Annotated in this window: 13 protein-coding genes; 4 read left to right on the forward strand and 9 right to left on the reverse strand. The window is 68.1% G+C overall.

The window, feature by feature from the left end; all coding sequences use genetic code 11:
* Window positions 1–46 precede the first annotated feature (46 nt).
* Genes ON31_RS01840 through ON31_RS01850 form a run of 3 tightly spaced genes read right to left on the reverse strand, consistent with a single transcriptional unit; the run spans window position 47 to window position 1,741 of the window.
* Window positions 47–880: a helix-turn-helix domain-containing protein gene (locus tag ON31_RS01840; protein WP_051036663.1), complete on the reverse strand. Its 834-nt coding sequence runs from the start codon at window positions 878–880 to the stop codon at window positions 47–49.
* Window positions 877–1,413: a DUF6879 family protein gene (locus ON31_RS38480; RefSeq protein WP_370450373.1), complete on the reverse strand. Its 537-nt coding sequence runs from the start codon at window positions 1,411–1,413 to the stop codon at window positions 877–879. Before ON31_RS38480 ends, ON31_RS01840 begins: the two co-directional genes overlap by 4 nt.
* Window positions 1,397–1,741, reverse strand: coding sequence for a hypothetical protein (locus tag ON31_RS01850; RefSeq protein ID WP_255221946.1), 345 nt, complete (start codon window positions 1,739–1,741; stop codon window positions 1,397–1,399). Before ON31_RS01850 ends, ON31_RS38480 begins: the two co-directional genes overlap by 17 nt.
* Window positions 1,742–2,131: 390 nt before the next feature.
* Between ON31_RS01850 and ON31_RS01855 the strand changes: the two genes are divergently transcribed.
* Complete coding sequence (locus ON31_RS01855; RefSeq protein ID WP_255221947.1) at window positions 2,132–2,650, forward strand: hypothetical protein; 519 nt, start codon at window positions 2,132–2,134, stop codon at window positions 2,648–2,650.
* A gap of 1,103 nt (window positions 2,651–3,753) precedes the next feature.
* Entirely contained in the window at window positions 3,754–5,709 is a 1,956-nt protein-coding gene (locus ON31_RS01860; RefSeq protein WP_039808649.1) for a GMC family oxidoreductase, read from the forward strand.
* 23 nt (window positions 5,710–5,732) lie between these two features.
* On the opposite strand, the gene ON31_RS01865 is transcribed toward ON31_RS01860, so the two are convergent.
* Genes ON31_RS01865 through ON31_RS01875 form a run of 3 tightly spaced genes read right to left on the reverse strand, consistent with a single transcriptional unit; the run spans window position 5,733 to window position 8,962 of the window.
* The gene (locus tag ON31_RS01865) at window positions 5,733–6,107 is read right to left on the reverse strand and encodes a DUF742 domain-containing protein (RefSeq protein WP_039808651.1); all 375 of its coding nucleotides are present in this window, start codon (window positions 6,105–6,107) and stop codon (window positions 5,733–5,735) included.
* Window positions 6,104–6,520: a roadblock/LC7 domain-containing protein gene (locus ON31_RS01870; RefSeq protein WP_039808653.1), complete on the reverse strand. Its 417-nt coding sequence runs from the start codon at window positions 6,518–6,520 to the stop codon at window positions 6,104–6,106. The genes ON31_RS01865 and ON31_RS01870 overlap by 4 nt, the downstream gene beginning before the upstream one ends.
* Before the next feature lie 21 nt (window positions 6,521–6,541).
* A complete protein-coding gene (locus ON31_RS01875) occupies window positions 6,542–8,962 on the reverse strand; it encodes a sensor histidine kinase (protein WP_051036665.1) in 2,421 nt (806 codons plus the stop codon).
* A gap of 531 nt (window positions 8,963–9,493) precedes the next feature.
* Between ON31_RS01875 and ON31_RS01880 the strand changes: the two genes are divergently transcribed.
* Window positions 9,494–10,753 carry an ROK family protein gene (locus ON31_RS01880; RefSeq protein WP_039808655.1) on the forward strand — a complete coding sequence of 420 codons (1,260 nt, stop codon included), beginning with the start codon at window positions 9,494–9,496 and terminating at the stop codon, window positions 10,751–10,753.
* A gap of 90 nt (window positions 10,754–10,843) precedes the next feature.
* Here ON31_RS01880 and ON31_RS01885 read toward each other — a convergent pair whose 3' ends face one another.
* Complete coding sequence (locus ON31_RS01885; RefSeq protein WP_039808657.1) at window positions 10,844–12,442, reverse strand: DUF2207 domain-containing protein; 1,599 nt, start codon at window positions 12,440–12,442, stop codon at window positions 10,844–10,846.
* Window positions 12,443–12,880: 438 nt separating this feature from the next.
* Here ON31_RS01885 and ON31_RS01890 point away from each other — a divergent pair, with 438 nt between their 5' ends.
* Complete coding sequence (locus ON31_RS01890) at window positions 12,881–13,723, forward strand: neutral zinc metallopeptidase (RefSeq protein WP_051036669.1); 843 nt, start codon at window positions 12,881–12,883, stop codon at window positions 13,721–13,723.
* 60 nt (window positions 13,724–13,783) lie between these two features.
* On the opposite strand, the gene ON31_RS01895 is transcribed toward ON31_RS01890, so the two are convergent.
* Both ON31_RS01895 and ON31_RS01900 read right to left on the reverse strand, forming a co-directional pair.
* Window positions 13,784–15,085 carry an ammonium transporter gene (locus ON31_RS01895; RefSeq protein ID WP_039808659.1) on the reverse strand — a complete coding sequence of 434 codons (1,302 nt, stop codon included), beginning with the start codon at window positions 15,083–15,085 and terminating at the stop codon, window positions 13,784–13,786.
* 106 nt (window positions 15,086–15,191) lie between these two features.
* Window positions 15,192–16,064 carry a hypothetical protein gene (locus ON31_RS01900; RefSeq protein WP_051036671.1) on the reverse strand — a complete coding sequence of 291 codons (873 nt, stop codon included), beginning with the start codon at window positions 16,062–16,064 and terminating at the stop codon, window positions 15,192–15,194.
* Between the last annotated feature and the right edge of the window lie 233 nt (window positions 16,065–16,297).

Here is a 16,297-nt window from a genome sequence, read left to right on the forward strand (position 1 = left end):
CAGGGATAGGTACAGAATGAGATACAGATTGGAAGTGCTCGGCCCGCTACGAGCGCGTTTCGCGCGCCTTGTAGATCAACGCTCGCGCAGTCTTGCCGGTAACCGATTGTGAGGCAAGAATATTGAAGGCGCGTCCGTATATGGCAATCTCGCGGGGCTGAGTAATGGTCAGTTCTGCGGCCGTGCCTTCGACCATTACCAACCGGTCGTCGTACATCGCGAAGTTGCTGGAGACGACGAGCACCTCTGCCTGGGCGGGCACAATGCCTATCGTCACGCGGGGCATGCCGATGGCCGCGCTTAGTCGGTCGAGCTGCCCGATCATCACTTCGTCGTTGCCGACGGTTCCGTGTAGGGCTTGCTCAGCGATGACGAAATGGAATCGGTGATCGCGTTTGTAGAGGATCTGTTGCCGCTCCATACGCTTCGCGACGCCCTCGGCGAGATCGTTGGGTATCCGGTAGAACTCGATCCCGGCCCGGAGTTTCGCCTCTGCGTACTCGGGTGTCTGCAAGAGTCCCGGAACGATCTGCGGTTGATAGACGCGAATGTCCTTAGCTTCGGCCTCGATTCGTAGCGACTTCTGTTGCCGCCGTTTGAGTCCGGTGCTGAGCACTCGCCGCCATTCGACGTACGCGGCGTCAATGTTGTGGAGGGTGGCCAACAGGTCGGGGAGCTGGTCGTTATTGCCTGTGTGTTCGCAGTAGGCTCGTAGGTCGGCGTCACTGGGCTTAGTAATCGCGGATTCGAGCTTGGACACCTTCGATTCGTGCCAGCCGGACAGCTCGGCTAGGCGGCGGCCGGTCAGCCCTGCGGCACGGCGAAGCTCTCGGAGGCGTGCCCCGAGAGCTTCGCGTGCGTCGTAAACGCTGTTCGTCATTGCTTTGCGAACTCACTACCCACGTAATCGGCGTATGGAATCGCCAGCTTCCACAATCGTTGCCGTACCTCCTCGCAGTACGCGGCAATCCGCGGATCGGTGGTCACCGCGAGCCCCGCCGGGCGGCCCTCGCCGTTGACCAGGTTGTACGCCACCCGCTCGGCATCCATGAGCCACCAGTCGTCCGAAGGCACTTCGCCCGCGAGGTGGCGCGGCAGATAGCGGATGTCCTCGCCGTCGTTTACCCGTACGTCGGTCACGGACAGCAACCAACGGTGATAGTCCGTGTGCGGCACAGTCACCACTCGCACCCTGGACACCGTTACGCCCCGGCTGCGAGCATCCGCGATGAGATCCGGCCATTCCCGGCTAGGCGCGGGCACGGCCTCCTCTCCGGAGAGATAGCGACGTATCCGTTCCTCCTCTTCGGGTACGGCGTAGGTGTCTCGCTGTTCGAGATGGAACGCCGAGCGCTGGCATTCCGCGAATAAGCTCGGCCATAGTCCCGGTTCGTCTCTAGGCCGCAGGAGCACCGTAGAAAGCCCTTTCCGTCTTGGGTACCTCGATAGCAGTCTCGTGGGGCTCGATGCTCATCTGAGCGAGCGTTTCGGCTTCCGTGATCGGCCGACCGGTGAGCGTGAACGTGCCCCGCCCGGTGTCGGTGAGCGGCGTACCGATGAACGTATCCGGTTCGGCGAACCCGAGCAGTAGGTGCGGGATTTCGACCGTTCCGGGTCTTGCGGTCCTCCATCCGATGATCACGTACGTTCCATGATCGCTCGCGTAGAGCGTGGGGCATTCGCCAACATCCGAGCCACCTTTGCCTAAGTACGTCAGTCGCAGGATCGGTCCGTCCGACATGATCAGTCTCCTGTCTAGCGGTGTGCTGCCGTGTGTTTCGGCACTTTCTATGGTTCCTCGCAGATGCTCATTGGGGGATGTTTTGCCCAGTTTGCTGCAAGATGCTGCAAACCGCTGTACCGGCCGTTTCGCTCGTTCGTAGCGTCGATTCAGGCGTTCGGGGCCGGTGCAGTCGGCTCGGTCCCGAACTGCCTCGCCAGCGTGTGACCGCCTGCCGGGGAGAGACCGTGAATCATCAACTACTGCAACGGAAGCCGGGAACGCGCTGGTTCACGGCCTGGACAGTTCCTATGCCGTCCGTCGATCTGATGGCACGGTTCGCCGCTGCGGCCGATCGCTGGGCCGCCTGCCCTTCCGCAGATTCCGACCGACCACAGACGAGGGGCTGAGATGATCCCGCGCCGCAGGATCTATGAGTTCTCGGGCGGCATCTTGGAAACGAACGCCTACGACGACGGCCCGGACGACGGCACGGGCGTCTATCTGGAGTACTACGGGCGCACCCCGGACAGCGACCAAGCAAACGACTACGAACAGTCAGGTGCTGAAATGCATTACAAGCCAACATGTCTCGGGTACGTCCGAACGGACGTGTCCGGAATGGCGCTGCTCTGGGATCAGAGCCGAATTCGCCGCCTGGCCGACCGTCTCGGCTACGACTTCGCGGACATGGTGATCTACGACCCCAAGTTCGGCCGTCCACCACTCGCCAGGCTCAAGGCGCAAGCAACTCGCTTGGACGCGGAGGCGGTGATAGTCCCGAGTCCGGACCACTTCGAGGGCGCACAGATACCGGGTGTGCTGGTCAAGCAACTCGACGTGATCACCGTGGATCCGGAAGAGACCTACGCGCGGCGCGCGATGCCACCGCTGCATGACTTGCCGCCCGCCAGGGCCGACGAAGCCTAGCCGCCGAAGCCACTCCGAAGCTCGGGCAACCTGGGGAGGAGGTCGTTGGATGCCTGCACCTTGATCAGCGGATGCTGAACCTTCTGCACTTCACACCGACACCCCCGGCTCCTTGCAACCGTGCCGGGGGTACCTGCTGTCGCGACAGCCGCGCGACAGCAGTCGCGCCACCCTTGGCGACTTAGAACGTGCTGGTCACGGTCAGTTGCGCCAATCGCGCCAGGTGACGGGACCAACACCCGACCGATGGCGCTGCCCACCATTCGCGCCGCTTGGACGGGTAGCCCCCACACGTGGCGCGACTGGCGTAATTGGCTCTCACCTGCGGGATTGCATGGCGCGACTGCTGGCGCGACTCGTGCCGACCTATCGCGACTGGACCCCTTCGCCATGCAACACCGCTGAGGTATCCGGGTGTATCTACGTGCACCTTGCCCGCCTCCCGCGCGCTATCCACACTGCTCACAGGCAATTCGGTGTAGCTCGATGTATTTCGGTGCCGGTACCCCCGGAAGAGTTCAATCCCTATCGTCCGCCACGACGGCCCAGGTCGGAGACGGTCTTCTTCGCAACCGACCTGGGCCGTCAACAACAGCGGTCAACAGAACGGACATCTGAGGAGATGTCGTCGCACCTGTCCGACCGACTGCATTGGGGTTCTCCTCCATGTCCAGCATCCCCACCCGCGTCACGGCGAACCGGCCGCGCCAATCCAGACCCTCACGCAGGCGGCCAACGACTACATCGACGGCCTCACCGGCGTCGAGCTGGGCACCCGGACGCGTTTATCGCGCTCCTACCACTGCGCGGCCGCGACAAGGACGAATGGCTGTTCGCCAACGATCATGGCGGGCCCCTGCACATCACCACGTGCTACAAGCAGGTAGGGGATCAATACCCTGCTCCGGTCAGGTCCGATGCCCGGCGAGGTGGTGCGCGAAGGTCAGGATGTGGCATTGCGTGGCGGTACTACGCGTGCAGGGGCTGATGTTATTCAGCGTTCACATGGAGAAATCTTGCTAACACCTTGTCATTGCCATGAAAGTGACCGAGTATTCACAAAACGTGGTAAAACTCACTCGGTTACGAAGGGTGGATTCGTCATGGAACCAACGGCCCGACAGCGCGCGGCGCTGGGCATGATCTGCGATACGTTCCTGCCGGGGGACGGGGTGTCCCTGCCCGCGGCGACCGAACTCGGGGCGGTCGACACGATCTTCGCCATCCTGGGCCGCAATCCGCGCGAGGCCGAGCGGAAACAACTGGCCATGCTGCTGGACCGGTGGGATTCGCGGCTGGCCGGACTGCTCACCGGCAGCGGCCCGCGCCGCTTCTCGTCGCTGTCGCAGCAGCAGCGGGAACAGGCGCTGCTGCGCCTCGGAGACTCCGGCCTCGCGCCCGCGCGGGCCGTATTCCAGGCGCTCAAACAGGCGGCGCTGCTCGCCTACAACGTCACGCCCGGCCCGACCGGAACCAATCCGCTCTGGGGGCGCATCGGCTACCCCGAGCCCACCGGCCCGCTGCAGTCGTCCCCGCGGCCCGCGCTCACCCCGCTGCGTTTCACCGAGAACACCTCGCTGAGCTGCGATGTGGTCATCGTCGGATCGGGTGCGGGTGGCGGCGTGGCGGCGGCGGTGCTCGCCGAGGCCGGTCTCGACGTGGTGCTGCTGGAACGCGGAAACTATTACGACGACCGCGATTTCGGCGCGGGCGAGCTCGACGCGCTGACGAAGCTGTACGCGCCCGGCCCGTCCGCCACCGCGGAGGGACAGCTCACGCTGGTGGCGGGCACCTGTCTGGGCGGCGGCACCGTGGTCAACTGGAGCACCTCGCTGCCGACGCCGGACGCCATCCGGCAGGAATGGGCCGAGTTGGGCGTCCCGCAGTTCGCCGACACCGAATTCGGCGACGCGCTCGAGGTGGTGCGCAAGCGGATCGGCGTCACCGAGCAGCGCTCGCCGCTCTCGGCCCGCGACAGCGTCCTCGAACGCGGCGCACGGGCGCTGGGCTGGGCGGTGGATCCGTTGCCGCGCAATGTCTCCGACGCCTGTGACGCCGGGGTCGAATGCGGCCGCTGCGGTTACGGCTGCCGCCTCGGGGCCAAGCAGACGGTGACCAAGACCTGGCTCGCCGACGCCGCCGCCCACGGCGCGCGCCTGGTGGTCGACGCCGACGTGCGCCGCATCGAGGTGAAAAACGGCCGCGCCGAGTCTGTTTCGGCACGCACCTCGACCGGGATGGAGATCGACGTGCGGGCGCGCGCCGTGGTGGTGGCCGCCGGTGCCATCCAGACACCGGCGCTGCTGCGCCGATCCGGCCTGCGCAACAAGAACATCGGCAGATATCTGCGGCTGCATCCCGCCGCCGCCGTCTTCGGGGTATTCGACGAGGACATCCGCCCGTGGGAGGGCGCGCTCCAGGGACGGATCAGCCGCCACCACGCCGACCTGGACGGCCGGGGCTACGGCGTCATCTACGAGACCGGGCCGATCCATCCGGGACTGGCCACCGGCTTCATGAACTGGCGCGGCGCGGCGGGCTTCCGGGACACCATGCTCGACTTCGCCCGGTCGAATTCGGTCGGCGTCATCACCCGCGACCGCGATCCGGGCACCGTCACCGTGGACGGCAGCGGTGAACCGATCGTGAAATATCGGCTCTCCGACTACGACGCCGCGCATCTGCACACCGGAATCGTCGGGGCCGCGTCGATTCTCGAGGCCGCCGGAGCGCGCCGGATCTTCTCGGGACATCAGGCGGGCATCGACTACGAGCCGGGGGTGCGCGGCTCCCACGACGACTTCGCCGCCGCGTGCCGCCGGGCGGGCTACGCGCCCGGGCGGTGCGCGATGGGCGCGCTGCACATCATGGGTTCGGCGCGCATGGGTGGCACCCGCGAGCTGTCGGCGGTCGATCCGGACGGTGTCACCTGGGATGTCGCCAATATCGTCGTCGCCGACGGCTCCTGCTTCCCGACCGCGCCGGGGGTGAATCCCATGGTGACCATCGAGGCGATCGGCTACATGAACGCCACCCGTCTCGCCGCGCGATTGAGCTAGTCCCGCACGGCATCCGGGACCGATCACAGGGCTCGGATGCCCTCCAGCAGCGTATGCAGGACGCCGGTGTCGGCGTGCCCGGTCGGCGCGGGCGGCGGCGACCGGTGCAGCAGCCGCCCGTCGTCGATGAGGTCACCGATGAGCACCTTGGTCACGGTCAGCGGCAGCCGCAGATGCGCCGACACCTCCGCCACCGACAGCGGGGTGCGGCACAGCCCGATGATGGCCGTGTACTCGGGTTCGGTGCGGCGCGACGCCGCGCCCCGGTGGATGTCGACCACCAGCGTCGTCATGTCCAGATCCGGCCGCCGGGCCCGGCCGCGACCACGGGTGACGGCGTAGAGGCGGACCAGCGGGCCCGCGTCCTCCTCGTACCAGTGCTCGCGCGCGTCGCTCATGGCTGTGGCCGGTCGACCGCCGTGAACCGTGGATCCACCGCCAGATGGGTGCCGACCCGCTGCACCGTCTGATTCATCTCGTAGGCCACCAGCCCCATATCGGCGGTCTCGGCCGCCAGCAGGGCCAGGCAGGCGTTCGCACCGGCGGCGGTGATGAACAGCACCGCGTGATCGAGTTCCACCACGGTCTGACACACCCCACCGGCCTTGAAGTGGTGACCGGCGCTGCGCGCCAGACTGTGCAGGGCCGAGGCCATGGCGCCGAAGCGGTCGGCGTCGGCGCGGTCGAGTCCCTTGGTGAAGCCGAGCAGCAGGCCGTCGGCGGACAACAGCACCGCCGATTGCGCGTCGGGCAGCCCGCTGACCAGTTCGTCGAGCAGCCAGCCGAGGTCGATTCGCTGTGAAGTGGTCATTGTCGCCTTCTGTGGGTAGAGCTATTCGTTCGGGGTGCGGGCGGTGTCGGGGTGCGCCTGCCGACCCTGGCGGGTGCCCTTGGCTATCGCGCTCATGAGATCGCGCGCCTCGTCGGCGGTGCGCTGGCGCGGCGGGGCGGGGGCAGCGGTGTCGGTGTTCGCCGCGCGGTCGGCGTTCGCCTCCGGGCCGGAGTGGCGGTGGCGGCGGGGCAGTTCCGGCCGGTCGTCCCGCGACGGCAGCGGCCGGGCAGACGATGGCGGTGCGGTGGACGGCGCGATGTCGACGGTGCCGATCAGGGTGATAGGGCTCAGCGGCGGCAGGCCCGGCCGTGACGCCCGCAGTGGCGGCATGGGTGGCATGGTGATCTCGGCCAGGCGTCGCATATCCACCGAGGTCGTCCCGATGGGAACGATGACATCGGGAACGGCGCCGACCTCGGGAACGTCGGTGTCGACCGGCCGCGCGGCCTCCAGCACCGGGTGCGGCACCAGCACGACCGCCCGCACCCCGCCGTAGTCGGATTCGGTCAGCCGCACCGAGATCCCGTGTCGTCCAGACAATTTCGCCACCACGAACAGCCCGAGCCGGGAATCGCCGGACAGCGTCGCCACGCTGAAGTCCGGAGCATCGGCGAGCATGGCATTGCGTTCGGCGAACTCGGCCTCCGACATGCCGAGCCCCTGGTCGATGATCTCGATCGCCACCCCGCGGCCGACCACCACCGCCGATACCGTGACCGGTGATTCGGGTGGCGAGAAGGCGGTCGCATTGTCCATCAGCTCGGCCAGCAGGTGGATCACATCGGCCACCGCCTTGCTGGCGATTCGCACCTCGGGGATGCGCCCGGTCGAGATCCGGGTGTAGTCCAGGCTTTCGGCGACCGCACCGCGGATCAGGTCGATCAGCAGCACCGGATTGCGCCAGCGGCGGCCGGGCTGCTCACCGCCGAGAATGACCAGGTTCTCGGCATTGCGGCGCGCCCGGGTCGCGAGATGGTCGAGCTGGAACAGCAATTCGAGCTGATCGGCGTCGGTCTCCTCGCGTTCGGCCCGGTCCAGCAGGGCGAGCTGCCGGTGCACCACCACCTGGCTGCGGTGGGCGATATTGAGGAAGACGGCATTGATACCCGTGCGGGTCTTGGCCTCCGCCACCGCGGCCGCCACCGCCGCCCCGTGGGCGCGGTTGAAGGCGTCGGCCACCTGGCCGAGTTCATCGGTGCCGAAGTCCAGCCGGGCGGCGTCCCGCTCGGCGTCCACGGCCGCGCCCGATCCAGCACGGCGGATCAGTTCGGGCATGCGCTCATCGGCCAATTCCAGGGTGTGGCGGCGCAATCGGCGCATCCGGCCGATGAATCGGTTGGCCAACAGCAGTGCCAGCAGGAAGGCGATGGTGGCGACCAGCAGCACCGCGCCGCCGCCGAGCAGGGCATCGCGGGTGGCGTCCGTGCCGCGCTGCTTGGCGACGGCGTGGGCGTCGCGGCTCTGGTCTTCCCACAGCTGCTGGAGCGCGGAATTGACCTGCGCGGTCGCCGACTGCCAACCGGCCAGATCGAGGGGGAGCGCGGTTTTCGGTTTGGCTCCGTCGGTGACCGCGCCGCGCAGCACGACGGCGTCCTGCATGGCTGTGACCTGCTGCCAGGCCGGACCGGCCGTGATGGCGTTGAGCTGGTCGAGCCGCTTCCCCTGCAGCACCGTGGCGGCGTAGGCCACCTGATCGCGGAATTCGCCCACCCGGCGCGAGAATTCGAGGAGCTGCGGTTCGGTCAGCTCACCTGTGGTCAGGGCCACCGAGCCCAGCGTGTCGGCCTGCGACAGCGCCTCGGCCGCGCGCAGCACGTCCACGCCGTAGCCCAGTTCGACCGCGATCTCGGCGTCCGGGGCCACCCGGGCCGCCAGCATGGAGGCGGCGATGATGGTGCCGATCACCTGGGTGAAGAAGATGAACACCTGATCGGCCGGAACCCGCAGGGCGTCGATACCGGCGCGCAGCGTGGGCACCATCTCGAAAAGCCGGTTGTAGCCCTCGATATCGGCCGCCGAGTTGTTCGGGTTGAGTTCGGTGGCGGCATCGCCCTTGGCCTCCAGCGCGACCAGCGCGGCATCGGACTGCTGGCGCGCGGTGGCCAGTTGCGCGGCCGCGCCCTCGTCACCGGCCAGCCGCAGCAGGGACAGCCGGCGTTCCTCCTCGAAGGCCGAGATCATGAGGATGGCCGGGCCGGTGGTGCTGCTGGCCAGGTCGGCCCATTCCGTGGAGCTGCGCGCGTCGTCCACCAGATACACGGCCGCGCCGCCGCCGATGGCCAGCAGGGTGACGCTGGAGATGAGCACGATGGACAGCAGCCGGGCCCGGATGCCGATCCGCCCCCGCAGGTCACGGAGGTCGCGTGCCAGTGCATCGGACCGTGCGGCGGACGCTGTGCGCAGGTTGTGCCGAATGCCCACGTAGATCTTCCCTGCTTCCGGATGGCGCGCCTGCCGGTATTCGATGCCCGTGTGCTCGAGATGAGCGCAAGGTCACACTTTCTCGACGAAAGAGTAACGGAAAGATGCCGACGCAACCACACGTCTCACTGACCGGTGCAGGGCGAATTTCTGGCAACTACAACGTGATTGGCGCGGTCCCGGTCGTCGCGACGGGGGCAGCGGTCTGGCCGCCGCCGCACCGCGATGCCGTATCGCTCGCGCCCCCGCCACGGTCAGGGGGACGGCGTTCGAAGCTGGCGGGCCGGATTCGTGGGATGTTATGTTGCTCGACATGACTGCCAGCCGCCCTCGCGCCACGCGGGTCACCTATGTGACCGTCGCGCTGGGTGTGCGGCTGCCGCGCCAGCGCGAGCTGTGTTGCTCCCGCCGTCGCGCAGTCGAGTTCTGATCCCGGGTCGCCATCGCCCTCGGGCATCCTCGCTGCCGCTGCCGATACGTCCTGTCGACATGTCCCGTCCGAGTGCGGGACCGCAGCAAGGAATTCGCGTCATGTCCAGCCCCGCCCTCGAGCGACCGCATACTCCGACCGTATCCACCCGCCCGGCTCCGGCCCGTCCCGCCGTGCCGCCGGAACTGCGCATCTCCGACAACCCGGCCGCCGCGGTGCTGCGGGCCGCGGCGCGCGGTCCCATCTTCCGCGACAGCGCCGCCCGGACCACGGGCGCGAGTATCGCCACCGTCAATCGTCAAGTGTCCGCACTGCTTTCGGCCGGGCTGTTGCGGGAGCGGGCCGATCTCACGGTCTCCGGCGCGGTCGGCCGCCCGCGGGTGCCCGTGGAGGTCGACACCGACTCCTTCGCGACGGTGGGGGTGCATATCGGCTGCGGTGTCACACGGATCGTCGCGGCGGATCTGTCCGGCCGGATACTGGGCGGCCTCGAGATCGCCACGCCGCAGACCGGGCAGCAGGCCGCGCTGACCATAGTCGCGCGCAGTGCCCGAGCCTTCCTGGACCGGCTACCGCGCCGGCGGCCGCTGTGGGTCGGGGTCGCCGTATCGGGACGGGTGGACGCCGCCGCCGGCGAGGTCGACCACCCACGGCTGGGCTGGCGGTCCGCGCCGGTCGCCGCCGTCTTCAGTTCCGTACTGGACCTTCCGGTTTCGGTATCCGCGCATGTGGAGGCGATGGCCGCCGCCGAACTGCTGCTGACGCCACGCGAGACGGACAGCCGCCCCGGCAGCAGTCTCTACCTCTACGCGCGCGAAACCGTCGGTGTGGCGGTGACATTGGACGATCGGGTGCATACGCCCGCCAACGGTCCGGGCTCGATCGCGCATCTGCCCACCGGTTCGCAGGTGGAATGCCCGTGTGGCCGTCGCGGCTGCCTGGAGGTCACCGTCGGTGAGCGCGAACTGCTCGCGCGCGCCGTGCGCCACGGCATCCTGCCCAAGCCCGAGGCGCACCGCCGCCCCCGCATCACCGACCTCCACCGGGCCGCCGACACCGATGCCGCCGCGCGCGACCTGCTCGCCGAACGAGCCGAGATACTGGGCCGAACCGCCGCGCTCATCCGCGACATGTTCAACCCGGACCGCGTCATTCTGGGCGGTCAGGCGTTCACCGGCTACCAACCCGGAATCGCCCGTGTCGCACGGACGTTCACCGAGAACACCACCCTGCCCGACGCCGACCTGCGCATCAGCCGCTTCGGCGGCCGCGTCCAGGAGAGCGCCGCCGCGGTCACCTCGCTGAGCGTCTTCTACGCCGACCCGCTGTCGGCCGTCCGCCGCGCCACTCGCGCTCGCTGATCGCGTCGGGAGCGTCTCTGGCCCACGCCCGGGAGTATCCGGGACCGGTGCCGCCCGGGGTGTACGTCGATGTGTCCAGCCCCGCGCGAACTACTTCCCGGGTGTGAACAGCCCCTCCAGCACCGTGATGAAGTACGGGAAGTGCCCGGCGAACCGGTACAGGTCGCGGTCGCGTTCGAAGCCGCCGAACCAGTACAGGCCGGGACGGCCGTCCGAGTTCGGGTTGAGGTCGCGGAAGGCGCGGGTCCAATGGTCGGTGCGGCCCGCGGCCACCGCGAAGGGCAGTGCGCGGGAGAAGACCAGTTCCTGGTCAGGTGGCGGAATCTGCTCGCGCGACAGCGCATCCAGGGCGCGCTGCATGCCGCGCACGCGGTCGGTGAGTTCGCGACCGGCCGCGGTGCGCGCGGGCAGATAGCGGGGGAGCAGCAGGGCCGCCACACCGCCGAGCGCGATCGCCACCCCGACCAGGGCGTGACCGGGCCCCAGCGCCAGGCCGACGGTGGCCGCCGCGCCGACCGCGACCAACCCGACGCCGAGCCAGAATTCCGTCCCGCGCCGGGCGCGATCCACATACAGTCCCTGCGCCACCGCATCGGCCACCAGCGCCTTGCGCACCGCCGTGGCGTCCAAGCTCCCCCGCAGTTCCGACAGCAGCACCGACTCCGAACCCTCCGGCAGCAGCGCCGCGTACACCGCCCGCTCATGGTCGGTGAGCTGTCCGTCGGCCGGATTCACGCGGGTGATCCGCCAATCCGTGTCGTCGATCGCCGTCACCCACAGGTACCGCCGCACCGCCAGATCCACCACCGTCGCGGCGAGATCGCGGGGATCCACGTAGCCGTCCAGCAGCAGCCCCGCCGTACCGGGCAGCACCCCGGCCGGGGAGGTGAACAGCACCCGATTGCCCTCGCGCAGCAGCGGATCGACCGCCTCGGCCTGCTGCGGTGTCGCCTGCCTGCGCGACCACACCACGAATCCGGCGGCCACCGCCACCCCGAGCAACTGGACCGCGAAGGCGGCGAGCACGGGAGTCGTGACGGAGAACGGACCCGGCGCGTCGGCATCGTCGATATCGGCATTGGCCGCCACCGTCCCGGGCGGCAGTTGCAGGGTCACGTCGATGACATCGCCCTTGCGCAGATCGGTCTTCTCCAGATGGGCGAAACCGTCCGGTTCGACCCGGATATCCGCGCAGTCCTGCGGCTGTCCGGGTGGCCCGATGGTGCACTTCGTCACGCCCATCCGGAAATCCGGACTGCTCACCGTCGCCACCACCGACGCCACATCGGTATTCAGCACACCGGTCCAGTGGAACACCTGCGCTCCGGTGGTATCGCTGACCGTGTTGTGCACCGTGTACTCGAACGTCGACTCCCCGGGACGCGCGGTAATGGTGAAGCGGTCGTCGGCCACCGTCGCCTCCCCGGCGCCGGCCGAGCGCACGTCGGTCACCCGGAAGGTGCGCGCCACACTCTCGCTGACCTGCACGCGCAGCGGCAGTACCTGACGGAACTCCTCGCCCTCGGGCACCGTCACCGTCTCGGTGACCCGCAGCAGCCCGTCATCGCCGAGATCGACATCGGCGACGATCCGCACCCCGTCCGGAGCGGGCTGGGCTTGGGCGGCCGGGGCGAGCAGGCCCAGCAGGGCGAGCAGCGCGACGACCAAGCCCCCCCGAAAAATCTGCATGGAAGGGTACTTTAGACAGCTTGCTATCCTTCCTCAGCGGCTGTCGGTGATATCGAGGTGACGAGGGGGTCCGGGGGAATGACTCGACCACCGTACGGACAGGGGCCGATTTCCCCTGGTGGACGGCCTGTTCCGCCGCCGCCCGGTCGCCGTCCCGGCGCTCCCGGCCCGCGCTCGGAGCCGGGTTATCCACAACGGCCCGGTCCCGGTTATCCACAGCGTCAGGGATTTCCACCGCCGCCCGGCTATCAACCGCATCCCGGACCGGGCGGGCCGCAGGCATCGCCGTACGGCATTCCGCTCTCGCCCCCGCTCCCCCCGGTCGGCTACACACCGCACCAGCGCCCGCCGACGCAGCCGCCCGCGCCGCGGGGCCCCACCCCGTACGGCCCGACCGCGCACCCGACCCCGCCGCCGCGCCGTCGTCGTTGGGGCACAGTGCTGTTGATCGTCATCGTGGTGGTGACCGGTGTGCTGTTGCGCACCGCCCTGAGTGCCGGAGTGGACAAGCTCGGGGCGGGCGACTCGGTGGACACCGGTTACGGCCCGGATATCGGAGCGCTCGGCGTCGCCGAGACGGCGGGCAATCCGCTGCTCACCGATACCGACGCCACTCTCGTTCCGGCGGACTGCGATTACGCGCCGTGGAGCACCCAGGTGGAGCAGGCCCGCGCCTTCTTCGATTCCGCCGCCACCTGCCTGGAATCGGGCTGGCGCGCGGTATTCGCCGAGGTGGGTCTGTCCTTCGAAGCGCCCAAGGTCACGGTGACCGCGTCCACCACCGGCATCACCACGCTGTGCACCGGCAACAGCAGCAATTTCGCGGCCTTCTACTGCTCCGCCGACAAGACCATCTACATGCCGATCAGCCAGTTGCAGACCGATGTCTTCAAGAACAACTGGGTGGTCTACCTGTCGGTGTTCGCGCACGAGTACGGCCATCACGTGCAGGCGCAGTCCGGCATCCTCGGCAAGGTGCACGCGCAGCGCCGCGAGGCGGGCGTCCGCTCCGACACCGGTCTCGAACTGTCGCGCCGAACCGAGTTGCAGGCCAACTGTTTCGACGGCATGTACCTGTCTTCCTCCCGGGACGGCGGGGCGCTCACCGCGGCGCAGATCGGTGTCGCGCGCAACGACGCCTACCATCGCGGTGACGCACCGGGGGATATGCGCGACCACGGCACCACGCAGAACGGCGGAGCCTGGTTCGAGCTGGGTCTCGACGAGAATCGCACCTTCGCGTGCAATACCTTCACCGCCCCGGCGAGCGCGGTGAACTAGGGAGAACTCGGGCCCGTCGCGTGGCGACGGGCCCGAGTCGTGCATCGCGACCCCTCGGGATCAGTGCCCGAGCGGCCCCTCACCGATGCGGCGCGGTGAATGTCCGTGCACCCCTTCGGCATAGGCGGTCTCGGCGTGCAGCGCGAAGTCGATGCCGCCCACCTCGTCCTCACGGGAGACGCGGAAGCCGATCGTCGCGTCGATCACCTTGCCGATCAGGAACGAGATGCCGAAAGCCCATGCGGCCACGGCCAGGACGCCCACCACCTGCTTGCCGAGCTGGGTGAGCCCGCCGCCGTGGAACAGGCCCGCCGCGCCGCCCTCGCCGGTCATCACCTCGGTGGCGAGCAGGCCGATCAGCATGGTGCCCACCACGCCGCCGACGAAGTGCACGCCCACCACGTCGAGCGAGTCGTCGTAGTTGGCCTTGAACTTCCAGCCCACCGCGAACGCGCACACCACACCCGCGACCAGACCCACGACGATCGCGCCCAGGGTGTTCACGAAGCCGCAGGACGGCGTGATCGCCACCAGACCGGCCACCACACCCGACGCCGCGCCGAAGGTGGTCGGTCGACCGTCGCGCACCTGCTCCACGGCCAGCCAGCCCAGCATGCCGAGGCAGCCCGCCACCAGCGTGTTCAGGAAGACCGCGGCCGCGGTGCCGTCTGCCGCCAGCGCCGAACCGGCATTGAAGCCGAACCATCCGAACCACAGCAGACCCGCACCCAGCAGTACGAACGGCAGATTGTGCGGGCGCATGGCGTCCATCTTGAAACCGACGCGCGGACCCAGCACCAGTGCCAGCGCGAGCGCCGAAGCGCCGGAGGCGATCTCGACCACCAGACCGCCCGCGTAGTCGAGTGCGCCGAATTCGGCGAGCCAGCCCTCGGAATTCCACACCCAGTGCGCGATCGGCGCGTACACCAGCGTCGCCCAGATCGGCACGAAGATCATCCACGCGGAGAATTTCGCGCGGTCGGCGATGGCGCCGCTGACCAGTGCCACGGTGAGAATCGCGAAGGTCAGCTGGAAGGTGACGAACAGCAGATCCGGAATACCGCTGTTGGCCTCGGTATCGGTCACCCGCACCGTGCCCGGATCGAATCCGGAGAGGGCGAAATGATCGAATCCGCCGATGAAGCCCCCACCCGCGTCGGGGCCGAAGGCCAGCGTGTAGCCGACCAGCAACCACACCACGGTGACCAGCGGAATGGAGATGAAGCTCATCATCAGCATGTTGAGCACGCCGCTGGAGCGCACCATGCCGCCGTAGAAGATCGCCAGGCCGGGTGTCATGAGCAGCACCAGCGCGGTGCTGGCCAGCAACCACGAGGTGGCGGCGGCGTCGATTGTGGGCACGGGGTAACTCCTTCCACGCGTTTCGCGTTTCAGGGAAGTTACCGAAAGCTCACGTTTCCGCGTTGTTACGAAGAGCGTTCGTGTGTTACGGATTGTGCACGCGATGTTACGAAATGCTCACACGCGCGTCGGAGCGCGGCTTTTCCCGGGCTGGGCGTCGCGATTTCTTGTTCAGCGCGCGCAGGCCGCGCGGTCCGGGCAGGGGGAGACCGTCGTCACGCAGCACCATCCATTCCGCGGTGGTCATCCACTGCTGCTGGGCGCGGGCGTCGGCGGTGTCGTTGAATACCCGGCGCCCGCGATCGTCGCGCAGTTCATGGGCCAGCACCGACCAGCGCGGCGGGCGATCGTGTTCGGCGAACTGATCGCGCAGATACGCGGCCACCAGGGTGCCGATCGCGTTCACCGGTCGCAGCGACACCCGATTTCCGTATTTCGCCGAATAGAAACGTCGTCCGGCGCACAGGGAGCGCGGAGAATCGTTGTAGGCGATCCAGCCCGCGCGTTGGGCGCGCTCGATGAGCCACAGGTGTTTCACGGCGGTCGGCGGAATATCGCCGACGTGCTCGCGAATAAGTGCCACAACGGGTTCCGACAGCAGAATGTCGCGACGGGTCGGACCGTTTCCGTGCAGCGTCCAGTATTCGTCGGTGAGGGTGGCGATCACCCGGCCGAAATCGTCGATGCCGCGCTGGGCGCGGCGGCCGAGACGCTCGATGCGTTCGGCCTCGCGGCGCATGTCGTTCTGGGTGATCAGGGTGCGGATGGCGGGCAGGGTGGGTACCTGGCCGCGATGCAGGAGTTCGAGGATCGCACCGGCGGTGGCGGGGTCGGCGGCTGCCGTGACCGGCAGCGATTCCCGGTGCAGATCGAACTCGCGCGGGCTGATGGCTCGGCTCAGCAGATCCGCCGCGGTTCGATTGCCGGCGAATTCGGTACCGGAAAGCCAGGCGGCTGCGATGTCGTCATGCGACGGCACGTTGGGCGTTTCCTCCGAGAGATTTGGTTGCGCCCCGGTCGGGATGAGGGACCGGCCGGGGACACCAACCTGATGAAGGTTTGGCTACCGAAGTTGCCGATGTCCACGGTAGCCAAGCAATTGCGATCTTGCCGCATCCGTTGACGCTATCGTTATGTCCGTAATGCGGAGTTGAAACCGGGCGCAGGTCTGTAGACAGCGATCGTGCACTACAGCGTTATCCGGCAAATTCC

Source organism: Nocardia otitidiscaviarum NBRC 14405 (assembly GCF_000308635.1).
GTDB lineage: Bacteria > Actinomycetota > Actinomycetes > Mycobacteriales > Mycobacteriaceae > Nocardia > Nocardia otitidiscaviarum.